Below are 13,731 nucleotides of genomic sequence, written 5' to 3'. Positions count from 1 at the left end.
CCGAGGGACGTCGCTGACCGTGTTGTCGATCTTACTGCAAGTGCTGTACCTGATCCTTTATGTCTTCCTGCTCCTTCTTCTGTCCCGGTTCGTGTTGAGCGCCGTCCTGCAGTACGGCCGTCGCTGGCAACCGGGGCGTGGAGCATCGGCAGGATTGGAATCCGTGTGGAGCGTCACTGATCCCCCTCTCAACGCGTTGAGGCGTGTGATCCCTCCGCTGCGAATTGGTACCGTGAGCATCGACCTGGCCTCCCTTGTGCTCCTGGTTATCCTGTTCGTGCTGATGGAGTTCGTGTTAGGGCCGTCGATCAGGGCATCTGCCTGATGACCGACGCGCTTTCGCGGCCGCAACTGACCCGAGGAGTTTCGATGCCGCTGACCCCGGCCGACGTCCACAACGTCGCCTTCAAAAAGCCGCCGATCGGCAAACGGGGGTATGACGAGGAGGAGGTCGACGCCTTCCTGGACGAGGTTGAGCGCGAGCTCGCCCGTCTCATCGAGGAGAACAACGAGCTGCGCGCCCAGGTGGAGCGCGGCGGCCGTGGCGGCGCCCCCGCCGGCCCCGGCGGCGACGCCCGACTGGCGGCGGAGCTCAACGATGTCAAGGCCCAACTGGACCGGGTGCAGCGCGACAAGTCGGCGGCCGAGCAGGCTGCCCGCGCGATGCAGGCCGAGCTGGAGCAGGTCCGCTCGACCGGCGGCCCGGCCGGCGGCGTCACCGGTGACGGTGAGCAGCAGGCCCTGCGCGTGCTGATGATGGCCCAGCGCACCGCCGACGACCACGTGTCCGACGCTCGCCGCGAGGCCGACCAGCTGTTGTCCGAGGCTCGCGGCAAGGCCGAGGAGGTGACCCGGGAGGCGCGCGCCAAGGCTGACGCCCTTGAGCGGGACGCCCGCCAGCGGCACCAGGAGGCCATGGGCGGCCTGGACGCCAAGCGCACGGCGCTGCAGAAGCACATCGAGGAGCTCAAGCAGTTCGAGCGCGAGTACCGCACCCGGCTCAAGGCGTACCTGGAGAGCCAGCTGCGTGACCTCGACGGTCGTGGCCAGGGCCTCGAGGCCGAGATGACCCGCTCCGAAGCCGGCCGGGTCGCTGGCGGCAACGGGCTGGCCGCAGCGGGTCTCGCTGGTTCGTACGGCGGCGGCGGGCGCTCCGGCGCCCTCGAAGCCGGACGCTGAGCACCGGCCGGCGATCGCTGTCCGCCAATGGTGACGGTCGCCGGCCCGGCCTGGACGGTTCGACGCGGCGGGGGTGAGCCGTGATAGTCGCAAGTCTTCTGCTCATCCTCGTCGCGGTGGTGCTACTGGTGCTCGGCCTGGCCGGTGGCTCCAGCTTCTTGTTGGTCATCTCCATCGCGGCCAGTCTGCTGGCCGCCGTGGCGTTGGTGGTGGGGGCCCGCCAGGCAGCCGCCAACCGCGCCATGGCGGATCCCGGCCGGACCGACCGGCAGCACCCCGACGCGCCCCGTACGGCCAGCCAGGCCACACCGGGTGTCGCGTACGGGCCACCGCTGGTCGAGCCGGAGGTGCCGGTCCAGCACGTGCCCACGACGTTTGGTACCGGCGGCACCGGGTGGCGGCAACCACCCGAGCCGCCGGTCGACCATGTGCCGCCGGTCGACCATGTGCCGCCGGTCGATGAGGTGTCCCCGGTCGACCCGCCGCGCGTCGAGGACGCGTCGCCGATGGTGAGTGCGGCGGACGAGGTGCCCGCGCGGGCCCGGCCGGTCAGCCCGGCGTCGCCCCTCGCGGCGTCGACCGGCGACGTGTTCGACCCGGCGGTCGCGGCGGTCGACGAGCCGGCCGCCCAGCAGATCACGCCCGCCGAGGCGGCCCGGGTGGCCCGACTGCTCGACGCTGTCGAGGTCGTCGACGGCCGTCCCCGTTACCACCTGGACGGCTGCCCCCACCTGATCGGCTGGCAGCCCGAGACGTTGCCGGTCGCCGAGGCCGTGGACCTCGGCTTCACCCCGTGCGCGCACTGCGCGCCGGCGACCGCTCTCCTCGCCGACGCCCGTCCGATCTGAAGCGGCGCCGGTGCCCGCGCAGGACACGCTCACAGTGGCGGTACGGGTGAAGCCCGGAGCCTCCCGGGACCGGGTGGGTGGCCGCTTCGACGGCCCGCACGGGCCCGCCCTCGTGATCGCTGTCCACGACCCGGCCGTCGACGGGCGGGCCACCGAGGCCGCCCGGCGGGCGTTGGCCGGCGCGTTGGGCGTCCGGCCGGCCGTCGTGTCGCTGCGCGCCGGAGCGGCCAGCCGGGACAAGCTCTTCCTCGTCGATCGGCCCGGCCCGGACCTGCCCGAGGTGCTGCGCCGTCTGCGCGACGGATCCGCCGAGTGAGGACAGCCCAGGCAAGGCAGCCGTGACTCCCGGGTTGGACATCGCCCTGCTGCTCGGTGCGGCAGTGCTGCTGGTCGCTGTCGGCGCGGTGCGACTCTCCACCCGGCTCGGCGTGCCCAGCCTTCTGGTCTACCTGGCTCTGGGCGTGGCGATCGGCGAGGGCGGGTTGGGCATCCGTTTCGACGACGTCGAGCTGACCCGGACCCTCGGCTTCTGCGCGCTGATCGTGATCATCGCGGAGGGCGGGCTCACCGCCCGGTGGACCACGCTGCGCCCGGTGCTCGGGCTGGCCTCCGCACTCTCCACCGTCGGCGTGATCGTCAGCATCGTGGTGGTCGGCGTGGCCGTGCACCTGCTGCTGGGGCTGGACTGGCGGTTGGCGCTGCTCTACGGCGCGGTGCTCTCGTCCACCGACGCGGCGGCCGTCTTCGCCACTCTGCGCCGACTGCGGTTGCCGCCCCGGCTGGTGGCAACCCTGGAGGCCGAGTCGGGGATGAACGACGCCCCGGTGGTGCTGCTGGTGGTGCTGCTGTCCCACCGGGGTTTCGCGCACCCGTGGTGGTACGAGGTCGCGCTGGTCTGTTACGAGCTGGGCGTCGGTGCGGCGGTGGGCGTTGCCGCTGGCGTCGCCGGCACCTGGGCGCTGCGCCGGGCCGCGCTGCCCTCGGCCGGGCTCTACCCGATCGCCGCGGTGGGCATCACCGTGCTGGCGTACGCCGCGGGGGCCGTTCTGCACGCCTCGGGCTTCCTCGCCGTCTATGTGGCCGGGGTGTTGCTGGGCAATGCCCGCCTGTCGCACCGGCAGGCGATTCTCGGTTTCGCGGACGGGTTGGCCTGGCTCGCCCAGATCGGGTTGTTCGTGCTGCTCGGGTTGCTGGCCTCGCCGGGCCGGCTGGACGCGGCGGTGCTGCCCGCGGTGGTCGCCGGGCTGGCTCTGGTGCTCCTGGCCCGACCGTTGTCGGTGGCCGTCTCGGCGTTGCCGTTCCGGGTCGGGCTTCGGGAACAGGCGTTCCTGTCCTGGGCCGGGCTGCGCGGGGCGGTGCCGATCGTGCTGGCCACCATTCCGCTCTCCGAGCGGGTGCCCGGCGCGGAGCGGCTCTTCGACGTGGTCTTCGTGCTGGTGGTGATCTTCACACTGGTGCAGACCGGGACGTTGGGGCCGTTCGCCCGCCGGTTGCGGGTGACCGCGCCGGCCGAGGCCGCCGAGATCCACGTGGAGACCGCGCCGCTGGAGCGGATGCGGGCGGACCTGCTCCAGGTGGAGGTGCCACCAGGCTCACGACTGGCCGGGGTGCACGTCGACGAACTGCGCCTTCCGGTGGGCGCGTCGGTGACCCTGGTGCTGCGCGACGGCGTGGGCTTCGTGCCCGCACCCGACACCCGGTTGAAGACCGGCGACAGTCTGCTGATCGTGGCGACCGCAGGGGTGCGGGACGCGGCGGAACGGCGGCTGCGGGCGGTCAGTCGGCGGGGTCGTCTGGCCCGATGGTTTGGTGAGTACGGGGATGAGGTGCCCAATTGATCTGCTAGCGTTCCCTTTGCCCCAGTTAGGCAGGGCTAGGGGCTGTTAGACGGTGCGACGGTGCGGCACGTTGTCGGACGCCTGTACGTTCCGTATTCTTGCCAACCTCGGGAGTGCGCGGCCATCGTCGCCGTGCGCCCCTTTTCGTCCATAGGGGACGCCTTTGTCGGCGCCCCCTGACCAGGCGCCGCGGACCGCGCGGTTCCCCGGCCTAGGGAGCGACCCATGGCGAAGCCATCCGACACCAGGACCGCCGGGCGCAAGCCGGTGGCGAAGGCCACCCGCAGCACGGCGGAGACCGAGAAGATCCGGGCGGCGCTGGCGGCGCGGCGGGACGAGCTTCGTGCCGAGTACGATCAGACGCTGAGTGAGATCACCGAGCTGCAGCGCGATCGGCTGACCGACTCGGCCGGGGACGACCAGGCCGACACGGGCACCAAGACGCTCGAGCGGGAGCAGGAGATCTCTCTCGCCAACAGCATTCTGGAACGGATCACGCAGGTGGAGCGCGCTCTGGAGCGCCTCGACGAGGGTGGTTACGGCTGGTGCGAACGGTGCGGCAACCCGATCCCGGTCGAGCGCCTCGCCGCATTCCCGTCGGCCACCCTGTGTGTGACGTGCAAGCAGCTGGAGGAGCGGCGCTGAGGTCCGTTCCCCGGCGGCGATGAGACGGTGAGAGATCACCGCCAAGACTGTCGATGGGGAGCGCATGACCGCAGTACCGTCCGCCGAACCCGGCCGCACCGATCCGGGCGGCGGCACCCGCCGGCCCCGGGCCGTCGCGATTCTCGCCGGGGTCGCCCTGGTGGCCCTGCTGGCCGACCTGGTCACCAAGCACCTCGCGCTGGCCGCGCTGACCGACCGGGAGCCGGTCCGGCTGCTCGGCGGGTTCGTCTACCTGAGCCTGACCCGCAACAGCGGTGCGGCCTGGAGCATCGGCGCGGACCACACCTGGGTCTTCCCACTGATCACCATCGGTGTGGTCGGCTGGATCGTCTGGATGGCCCTGCGGCTGCGTTCGCTGCCCTGGGCGGTCTCGCTCGGCCTGGTGCTCGGTGGCGCGTTGGGCAACCTCGTCGACCGGATCTTCCGCGCGCCGTCCCCGTTCCACGGGCACGTGGTCGACATGATCAGCCTCTTCGACCCGTACGGTCAGGTCTGGCCGGTGTTCAACCTGGCGGACAGCTCGCTGGTCTGCGGCGTGCTGCTGGCCGTCCTGTTGGAGCTGACCGGCCGCCAGCGTGACGGCCGGCGGGCGGGGCGCGACGGCGCCCCGGCCACGACGGACGCCGCCGCGCCGGGCACCGAGCAGCGGGAGCGGGCATGACCTCGGCGTTCGCCGCTGGCGGCGACCACCGTTCCCTTCCGGTTCCGGACGGCCTCGACGGCATGCGCCTGGACCAGGCCGTGTCCCGCCTGTTCGGGCTCTCCCGCACCGTCGCCGCGGCCCTGGTCGACGCCGGGGACGCGCTGGTCGACGGCTCCGCCCGGCCCAACTCGCACAAGGTCAAGGCCGGCTCCTGGCTGGACGTCACGCTGCCCGCCCCGGTCGCACCGCCGACCGTGGTGCCGCAGGCGGTGCCCGGACTGCGGGTCGTCTACGCCGACGACGACATCGTCGTGGTCGACAAGCCGGTCGGGGTGGCCGCCCACCCGAGCCCCGGGTGGACCGGGCCGACGGTGATCGGCGCGCTCGCCGCGATCGGGCACCGCATCTCCACCAGTGGCGCCGCCGAACGCCAGGGCGTGGTGCACCGGCTCGACGTGGGCACCACCGGGATCATGGTGGTGGCCAAGAGCGAGCAGGCGTACACGGCGTTGAAGCGGGCGTTCAAGTACCGCGAGGTCGACAAGGGCTACCACGCGGTGGTGCAGGGTCACCTGGACCCGCTGCGGGGCACCGTCGACGCGCCGATCGACCGGCACCCCACCCACGACTACCGCTGGGCTGTGGTGTCCGGCGGCAAGCCGAGCATCACCCACTACGACACCCTGGAGGCGTTCCCGGCGGCGAGTCTGGTCGACGTCCGGCTGGAGACCGGCCGGACCCACCAGATCCGGGTGCACTTCTCCACCCTGCGGCACCCCTGTGTGGGTGACCTCACCTACGGCGCCGATCCCACCCTCTCGGCCCGTCTCGGCCTGGCCCGACAGTGGCTGCACGCCCGCGAACTGAGCTTTGTGCACCCCCGAACGGGGGACGAGGTCCGGTTCGTCAGCGACTACCCTGACGACCTGGAACGTGCGCTTCAGATCCTGCGTGACTGAGCGGCGACCGCCCGACACCGTTTCACAGAGGGGATCCCGCCCGTGCGCGCCGGCAACCTGCTGCGGCAGCTGGACCAGCGGTTGCTGCCGCCGCTGACCCGGGCGGTGGCCCGGCTGGGCGACCGGTCGGCGCGCTCCGGCGTGCTCAGTTGGGCCGCTGTGCTCTCCGCGGCGGCGGTGTTGGGCACCGCCTTCTGGGCCGTCGACGACAGCCCGGTCGGCGACCGGACTGTCGGCGAGGTCACCCGGGTCGGCGTTGCCGACGGCGACTCCGTCCCCGGCTACCTGCGGTCCGCCGCGGCCGACCTGGCGGCGCTGCCCGCGTCCGCCCCGGCCGCCGAGGGCGGGACGTACGCGCTGGTCACGCTCGACGCGTACCTGCCTCCGCAGCGGTTGGCGACGGTGCTCGGCGACGTGGGGGTCTCCACCGTCTTCGGGCGGGTTCCGCTGCCCGGCCGGCAGACCGAGATCGTCAGGATCCCCGCGCTGCGGGTGCCCGACGACGTGGTCGCCGGAATGGGGCAGGTGGCGGCCCGCAAGGAGACCGAGGCCGCCGACTACCGGGCCAGGGCCGCCGCCGTCGACGGCGACGGGGTTGGCGAGCGGGAGTTGCGGGAGCAGTACGTCAGCGGCGCCGAGGTGGCCGCCGCCGAGGCGGCCGCGTACCGCACCGGCTGCGCCTGCGTCTACGCGGCGGTGGTTCGCGCGACGCCGGTGGCGCTGCGCGGTGTGGCGGCCCGGCCGGACGTACGGGCGGTCGACCCCGCCCCCGAGGTCTACCGGCTGGACCGGACGGTCTTCACGCCACCCCTGCCGGAGCAGCGTGACGTGGTGCGTCCGCCGGCCGACACGGGGCCGAGCCCCGTACCGACCCGGTCCGAACGGCCAGCGCCGATGATCAGCGCCCCGGCGCCGTCGGCCTCCGTGGGCGAATCGTCGGAACCCGCACCAGTCGTGACGATTCCGTCACCCGCACCGTCGACGCCGGAGCCCACCGAGTCGACGCCGCCGAGTGTCACCACCTCGCCGGACGCCACCCTCACCGAGCCGTTGACGCCATCGCCGTCGTCGTGATCTGCGCCGGCTGGTGTGCGCTCTGAGGTGTGGTCCGAATAGGGTTGGGTTCGTAGCCTGTCAGACAGAGATCGATGGCGCTGGGAGGGCGGGCCGTGGAGGGCAGTGAGACCGGCTGGGGCCGGCCGGCCGAACCAGCGCCGCGGTGGCGTGCGTTGTTGGACCGTGCCCGGCTGGGCGGTCGCGGCGCGGAGCAGACCGAGCCGGAGCCGCGTGGCGAGGAACCGCCGCCGGACCCGCTGCCACGGCGTGCGGCCCCCAACGGCTACGCCGGGCGGGCACCTGCCATCGGGCATCCGGCCGACCTGTCGTACGGCGCGGAGCCTGCTTACCGGGCCGAGGCGACCTACCGGGTCGACCCCGCGTACCGGGCCGAGCCGGACTACCGGGCCGAGCCCGCGTACCGGGCCGAGCCGGGTTACCGGGCCGAGCCGGACTATCGAGCGGAGCCGGCGTACCGGACCGAGCAGCCGGGCTACCGCGCTGAGCCGGGTTACCGGGCCGAGCCGGGCTACCGCGCCGAGCCGGACTACCGCGCGACGCCCGGCTACCGGGCCGAGCCGGACTATCGGGCGGACCCGGCGTACCGGGCCGAGCCGGGTTATCGGGCCGAGCCGGACTACCGGGCCGAGCCGGCGTACCGGGCCGAGCCCGAGCCGCCGGCACTCGGCCCCGACCCGGTCCCGTCGCGCTACGCGTTGCTGGACAACGGCTACCGACCGGGCGACCCGCCGGTGGAATCGCGGTACGCCCTGCTGGAGACCGGCTACCAGCCGGAGACCGGCTACCCGGCCGCCCCGCCGGTCGCCCCGCCGCCGCCGCCGGTCGCCCCGCCGCCCCCGCCGCCGGTCGCCGTGCCCGTCCCGCCACCACCCGCCCCGGCGGTCGGCTTGGCGGTCACCGAACGTCCCTACCCGGCCCGGGTCGAATGGCGCCCACCGGCCGTCGACCAGGAGCAGGAGCGCGCCAACGCGGTGCTCCAACGGGACCTCGGCACGCCCCGGGTGTTCGCCTTCGCCAACCCCAAGGGTGGAGTGCACAAGACGACCGCCACAGTGCTCGCCGCGGCGACGGTCGGCAGTGTCCGCGGCAAGGGTGTGCTGGCCTGGGACGACAACGAGTTGCGCGGCACCCTCGGCCTGCGCGCCGGCAGCGCCCGGCACGCCCGCACGATCCGGCACCTGATCAGCGACCTGGCCCAGATCGAGATCCTGGAGGGCGCGACCCTGCTGGACCGGCTGGACGACTACCTGCGGCACGCCTCCGACGGCTCGTACGACGTGCTGGCCGGCGAGGAGAGCCCGCGCTTCGCCCAGCGACTGGACCAGTTCACCGTCCGACGGGTGCTGGAGCTGCTGCGGCGCACCCACGACGTGGTCTGCGTCGACACCGGCAACAACGTGGAGAGCCCCAACTGGCGCACCGTGATGCAGGCCGCCGACCAGCTGGTGGTGACCACAGTGCCCCGGGAGGACGCGGCGTTCAGCGCGGACTGGATGCTCGACCTGCTGCACGAGGAGGGCATGGGCGAGTTGGCGGACAACGCGATCACCCTCATCTCCTGCCCGACCCCGGGTCGCTCGACGCTCCAGGACGACCTGGAGCGGCACTTCGCCACCCGTACCAGGGGCGTGGCCGTCGTACCGTACGACCCGGCTCTGGAGACCGGGTCGTCGATCGAGTACCACCAGCTCCAGCCGGAGACCCGGCAGGCGTGGCTGCGGGCCGCCGCGATGATGGTGGAGCCGTTCGCCCGGTGAGCTGGTCTGCCGCCACCGGAGCCCCGGCCGGGCACCGGGCCTGAGAGGATCATCGGGTGAGCCCGGACAACCCCGACCGTGAGCGGCCCGTCGACGAGCCCGACCAACCCACGCCCCCCCGTACGCCGGACGCGTCACCGCCGGAGGCCGACCCGTCGGCCGGGACAGCGCCGGGCGAGTTCGGTCCGGGTCACCTGCCGCCCTCGGCGGCGTACGGGAGCTCGCTGGAGCTGCGGTTCGACGAACCGCGTCGTCCGCTGCGTGCCCTGGCGACGGTGCTGGGCGGCGTGCTCGCGCTCGCCGCGCTGGGTGTTCCGCTCGGGCTGCTCTGGGCCGCGCTCGCGCCGGACACCCCGGTGCTCAAGACCGCCGAGGGGGCGATCTACGCCGAGCCGCAACCGGAGCAGCCGATCGCCGCCGACGGCTGGTTCAGCCTGCTCGGGCTCGCCTTCGGGCTGCTCGTGGCCCTCGCCCTGTGGTTCGTGCTGCGACGACGGCGCGGCCCGGTCGGGTTGCTCGCCGCGGTGCTCGGCGCCCTGGTCGCCGCGCCGGTGGCCTGGCAGGTGGGACGGCGGATCGGTCTGGCCACCTTCGAACGGCTGCTGGCGACCGCCCCGGCCGGGCAGGCCTTCAGCAAACCCGCCGACCTGCGTGCCGGTGGCGTGGACTGGCTGCTCGGCGTGCTGCCGGTGCCGCACGGCAACCTGCTGCTGCCGGCGTTCGGGGCCGCGGTCATGTACACACTGCTGGCCGGCTGGTCGCGGTGGCCGGGGCTACGCCCCGAACCCGAGCCGGGGGAGTTCAGTTGGGTGTCGGCGGGGACGCCAGCTCCGACAGCGGCACCGGAACCGCCCGCACCTGACGCAGCAGAGCCGCCTCGCGGTTGAGCAACCGCAGCTCGGCGCGGAGCCGGGAGGCGGTGTCGTCGATCGCCAGCAGCCGTTGCCGGTCGTCGACGGTGAGCGCCGCGGTCGCCGCCACCAGGTGCGAGAGCACTGTCGGGTCCTCCGGCAACTGCTCGGAGATCTCCTCCGGGTCGGACCGGATCAGGCCGAGGTACTGCCGGAACACCGCGATCACCCGGGCGGCCAGCAGATCGGCCACCTCGTCCGGGCCGCCCGGGTCGGGCAGCCACTCGACGTCGGCGGTCAGGTAGGGCTCGGCGCTGTCGTCGACCTCGGCGATCCGGAAACGACGCCGACCGACAGTGACGATGTCGAAGCCACCGTCGGTCAACTCGGTCACCTGGCGCAGCTCGGCGGTGCAGCCCACCTCGTGCAGCGTCACCTCGCCGACGCCCGACATGGCCGGGGCACCGGCGGGACCGGCGGGCGCGACCTCCCAGCCGGCCTGGATGGCCACCACGCCGAACTCGCGCGGGGCACCGTCGGGCAGGCCGACCAGGTGTCGGACCAGCGCCCGGTAGCGCTCCTCGAAGATGTGCAGCGGCAGCACCAACCCGGGAAAGAGCACCGTTGCGAGCGGGAACACCGGCAGCCGTGCGGTCACATGGTCGAGCCTAACCAATCTCGCCCGCGGCGGCGTGGCCCGGCTCACCGTCCCGGCGTACGGGCGGCTCGGGTGGGCGTCGGGCGGGCCGCCTAGACTCGCAAGGGTGCTGAATCGGATCGACCTGCGCGACGGTCTCGGTGACCCGCGCCGTCTGCTGCCCCGTGCCCAGCTCGACGTGTCCGTCGCCGTCGAGCGCATCCGTCCTCTGGTGGAGGCGGTCCGTGAGCATGGGTACCCGGCGATCCGGGAAGCGAGCGAACGGTTCGACGGCATCTCCCCGGAGGTGCTGCGGGTGCCGGTCGAGGCGATCACCGAGGCGGAGGGGGTGCTCGACCCGGCGGTGCGTGCCGCGCTGCTGGAGTCCATCGCCCGGGCCCGCCGGGTGCACGCCGACCAGCGGCGCACCGATCACGTCACCCAGGTGGTGCCCGGCGGCACTGTCACCGAGAGGTGGCTGCCGGTCGACCGGGTCGGCCTCTACGTGCCCGGTGGCCTGGCGATGTACCCGTCGACGGTGGTGATGAACGTGGTGCCCGCCCAGGCGGCCGGGGTGCGCTCGCTGGTGGTGGTCAGCCCGCCGCAGAAGGACAACGGCGGCCTGCCCGATCCCCGGGTGCTCGCCGCGTGCGCGCTGCTCGGCGTCGACGAGGTGTACGCCGTGGGCGGGGCCCAGGCGGTGGCGATGCTGGCGTACGGCGCGGCGGTGGACCCGGCCGGTGAGCTGCGGTGCGAGCCCGTCGACCTGATCACCGGCCCCGGCAACATCTGGGTGACCGCCGCCAAGCGGCTGCTGCGCGGCGTGGTCGGCATCGACGCCGAGGCCGGGCCGACCGAGATCGCCATCCTGGCCGACGACACCGCCGACCCGGCGCACGTGGCCGCCGACCTGATCAGTCAGGCCGAGCACGACCCGCTCGCCGCGAGCGTGCTGGTCACCCCGTCGGTGGCGCTGGTCGGGGCGGTCGAGGCGGAGCTGGCCCGGCAGGTGCCGGCGACCAAGCACACCGAGCGGGTCACCACGGCGCTGACCGGTGAGCAGAGCGGCGTGGTCCTGGTCGACGACCTTGAGGCTGGGCTGCGGGTGGTCGACGCGTACGCGGCCGAGCACCTGGAGATCCAGACGGTCGACGCCCGGGAGTGGGCGCTGCGGGTCCGCAACGCCGGGGCGATCTTCGTGGGCGCCTGGTCGCCGGTGTCGCTCGGCGACTACTGCGCCGGCTCCAACCACGTGCTGCCCACCGGCGGCTGCGCCCGACACTCCTCCGGCCTGTCCGTGCAGTCCTTCCTGCGCGGTGTGCACCTGATCGAATACACAGAGGCCGCGCTGCGCGACGTGGCCCCGCACGTGGTCACCCTGGCCAACGTGGAGGACCTGCCCGCGCACGGCCAGGCGGTCCAGGCCCGTTTCCCGGGAGGGTCGGCGTGACCAGTCTGGACGATCTTCCGATCCGCGACGACCTGCGGGGGCTGTCGCCGTACGGGGCGCCTCAGTTGGACGTGCCGGTGCGGCTCAACACCAACGAGAATTCCCACCCGGTTCCGGAGCCGGTGGTCGAGGCGATCGGCAAGGCGCTCGCGGCCGAGCTGCGCGAGCTGAACCGTTACCCGGATCGGGACGCGGTGGCGCTCCGCGCCGACCTGGCCGACTATCTCGGGCACGGGCTCACGGTCGAGCAGGTGTGGGCGGCCAACGGCTCCAACGAGATCCAGCAGCAGCTGCTCCAGGCGTTCGGGGGGCCGGGGCGCACGGCGCTCGGCTTCGTTCCGGCGTACTCGATGCACCCGCTGCTGGCCCTCGGCACCGGCACCCGGTGGGTGCCCGCCGCGCGCGGCGTCGACTTCGGGTTGACCGCCGAGGAGGCGGTCGCCCAGGTCCGGGAGCACCAGCCGGACGTGGTCTTCCTCTGCTCGCCGAACAACCCCACCGGCACCGCACTGGACCCGGCGGTGATCGCCGCGGTGCTCGACGTCGCGCCCGGCATGGTGGTAGTGGACGAGGCGTACGCCGAGTTCGCCAGGCCCGGGACGGTCAGCGCCCTCGCGGTGCTGCCCGGCCACCCGCGACTGGTGGTCACCCGGACGATGAGCAAGGCGTTCGGCTTCGCCGGTGGCCGGCTGGGTTACCTGGCCGCCGACCCGGCGGTGGTGCGGGCGGTGCAGCTCGTCCGTCTGCCGTACCACCTCTCCGCGCTCACCCAGGCCGCCGCACGTGCGGCGGTGGCGCACCGCGACGCCCTTCTCGGTACGGTGAGCGCGATCATGGCGCAGCGGGACCGTATCGTGGCGACGCTGCGCGAGCGGGGGTTGCGGGTCGCCGACAGCGACGCCAACTTCGTGCTCTTCGAGGTGGGCGGCGACCAGACAGTCGTCTGGAACGCCCTGCTGGCACAGGGGGTGCTGGTCCGTGACGTCGGCCTGCCCGGCTGGCTGCGGGTGACCGCCGGCACCGCCGCCGAGACCGACGCCTTCCTTTCTGCAATGGAGACTTCGCAATGAGTCGGACCGCCCGGGTGGAACGGATCACCAAGGAGACCAAGGTCCTCGTCGAGATCGATCTCGACGGCACCGGTGCCGCCGAGATCAGCACCGGCGTCGGCTTCTACGACCACATGCTGCACCAGATCGCCCGGCACGGCGGCTTCGACCTGACCGTGCGCACGGTGGGTGACCTGGAGATCGACGCGCACCACACGATCGAGGACACCGCGCTGGCGCTGGGTGCGGCGTTCGACCAGGCGCTGGGCGACAAGGCCGGCATCCGGCGGTACGGCTCGGCCACGGTGCCGATGGACGAGGTGCTGGTGCGGGCCGCCGTGGACCTCTCCGGTCGGCCGTACGTGGTGCACGACGAGCCGGTGCTCGCCCCGTACATCGGGCCGGTGTACGCGACCAGCATGACCCGCCACATCTGGGAGTCCTTCGGTCAGGCGGCCCGGGTCACGCTGCACGTCGACGTGCTGCGGGCGGCCCGTCCGGGTGGTCACCCTGACGCGCACCACGTGGTGGAGGCGCAGTTCAAGGCGGTCTCCCGCGCGTTGCGCGAGGCCACCTCGATCGATCCGCGTTCCGCCGGAGCGATCCCGAGCACGAAGGGCGCGCTCTGATGAGCGCGAGGAGTGCAGCGCAGCGGAGCCCCGCAGTCGCGAATGGAAGGTGGCTCTGATGAGCGCGAGGAGTGCAGCGCAGCGGAGCCCCGCAGTCGCGAATGGAAGGTGGCTCTGATGAGCGCGAGGAGTGCAGCGCAGCGGAGCC

At 73.2% G+C, this 13,731-nt stretch carries 15 protein-coding genes; 14 read left to right on the top strand and 1 reads right to left on the bottom strand.

From position 1 onward, the window contains the following. Positions 1–19: 19 nt before the first annotated feature. The 11 genes from ABZU43_RS18215 (at position 20) to ABZU43_RS18165 (ending at position 9,854) form a co-directional block, all read left to right on the top strand. The gene (locus ABZU43_RS18215; protein ID WP_030334503.1) at positions 20–325 is read left to right on the top strand and encodes a YggT family protein; all 306 of its coding nucleotides are present in this window, start codon (positions 20–22) and stop codon (positions 323–325) included. A gap of 44 nt (positions 326–369) precedes the next feature. After that, positions 370–1,179 (top strand): DivIVA domain-containing protein, encoded by an 810-nt coding sequence (locus ABZU43_RS18210; protein ID WP_355007668.1) that lies wholly within the window; start codon positions 370–372, stop codon positions 1,177–1,179. 116 nt (positions 1,180–1,295) lie between these two features. Continuing rightward, positions 1,296–2,027, top strand: coding sequence for a hypothetical protein (locus tag ABZU43_RS18205; protein ID WP_355007799.1), 732 nt, complete (start codon positions 1,296–1,298; stop codon positions 2,025–2,027). Between the two features lie 10 nt (positions 2,028–2,037). Beyond that, positions 2,038–2,343: a DUF167 domain-containing protein gene (locus ABZU43_RS18200; RefSeq protein WP_355007667.1), complete on the top strand. Its 306-nt coding sequence runs from the start codon at positions 2,038–2,040 to the stop codon at positions 2,341–2,343. Positions 2,344–2,365: 22 nt separating this feature from the next. After that, positions 2,366–3,865 (top strand): potassium/proton antiporter, encoded by a 1,500-nt coding sequence (locus ABZU43_RS18195; RefSeq protein WP_355007666.1) that lies wholly within the window; start codon positions 2,366–2,368, stop codon positions 3,863–3,865. 225 nt (positions 3,866–4,090) lie between these two features. Beyond that, the gene (locus ABZU43_RS18190; protein WP_091407724.1) at positions 4,091–4,510 is read left to right on the top strand and encodes a TraR/DksA C4-type zinc finger protein; all 420 of its coding nucleotides are present in this window, start codon (positions 4,091–4,093) and stop codon (positions 4,508–4,510) included. Positions 4,511–4,574: 64 nt separating this feature from the next. Next, entirely contained in the window at positions 4,575–5,192 is a 618-nt protein-coding gene (lspA, locus tag ABZU43_RS18185) for a signal peptidase II (protein ID WP_355007665.1), read from the top strand. Further along, on the top strand, positions 5,189–6,133 hold the full coding sequence (locus ABZU43_RS18180; protein WP_355007664.1) for an RluA family pseudouridine synthase: 945 nt from the start codon (positions 5,189–5,191) through the stop codon (positions 6,131–6,133). Before lspA ends, ABZU43_RS18180 begins: the two co-directional genes overlap by 4 nt. A 42-nt stretch (positions 6,134–6,175) precedes the next feature. Then, a complete protein-coding gene (locus tag ABZU43_RS18175) occupies positions 6,176–7,207 on the top strand; it encodes a hypothetical protein (RefSeq protein WP_355007663.1) in 1,032 nt (343 codons plus the stop codon). Positions 7,208–7,281: 74 nt separating this feature from the next. Beyond that, positions 7,282–8,967 (top strand): AAA family ATPase, encoded by a 1,686-nt coding sequence (locus tag ABZU43_RS18170; protein WP_355007662.1) that lies wholly within the window; start codon positions 7,282–7,284, stop codon positions 8,965–8,967. 56 nt (positions 8,968–9,023) lie between these two features. Further along, on the top strand, positions 9,024–9,854 hold the full coding sequence (locus ABZU43_RS18165) for a DUF2567 domain-containing protein (protein ID WP_355007661.1): 831 nt from the start codon (positions 9,024–9,026) through the stop codon (positions 9,852–9,854). Here ABZU43_RS18165 and ABZU43_RS18160 read toward each other — a convergent pair. Then, positions 9,769–10,476 carry an LON peptidase substrate-binding domain-containing protein gene (locus ABZU43_RS18160; protein ID WP_355007660.1) on the bottom strand — a complete coding sequence of 236 codons (708 nt, stop codon included), beginning with the start codon at positions 10,474–10,476 and terminating at the stop codon, positions 9,769–9,771. The genes ABZU43_RS18165 and ABZU43_RS18160 overlap by 86 nt on opposite strands. A 106-nt stretch (positions 10,477–10,582) precedes the next feature. Here ABZU43_RS18160 and hisD point away from each other — a divergent pair, with 106 nt between their 5' ends. Genes hisD through hisB form a run of 3 tightly spaced genes read left to right on the top strand, consistent with a single transcriptional unit; the run spans position 10,583 to position 13,583 of the window. Beyond that, positions 10,583–11,905 (top strand): histidinol dehydrogenase, encoded by a 1,323-nt coding sequence (gene hisD / locus ABZU43_RS18155; protein ID WP_355007659.1) that lies wholly within the window; start codon positions 10,583–10,585, stop codon positions 11,903–11,905. Further along, entirely contained in the window at positions 11,902–12,975 is a 1,074-nt protein-coding gene (locus tag ABZU43_RS18150) for a histidinol-phosphate transaminase (RefSeq protein WP_355007658.1), read from the top strand. Before hisD ends, ABZU43_RS18150 begins: the two co-directional genes overlap by 4 nt. Then, a complete protein-coding gene (gene hisB / locus ABZU43_RS18145; RefSeq protein ID WP_030334475.1) occupies positions 12,972–13,583 on the top strand; it encodes an imidazoleglycerol-phosphate dehydratase HisB in 612 nt (203 codons plus the stop codon). The genes ABZU43_RS18150 and hisB overlap by 4 nt, the downstream gene beginning before the upstream one ends. The last annotated feature ends 148 nt before the right edge of the window (positions 13,584–13,731 follow it).

Origin of the sequence: Micromonospora sp. NPDC005205 (assembly GCF_040608275.1) — a bacterium.
Lineage (GTDB): Bacteria > Actinomycetota > Actinomycetes > Mycobacteriales > Micromonosporaceae > Micromonospora.
Note: the sequence above shows the minus strand (reverse complement) of the source record. Positions and strands in the feature narration are given on the sequence as shown.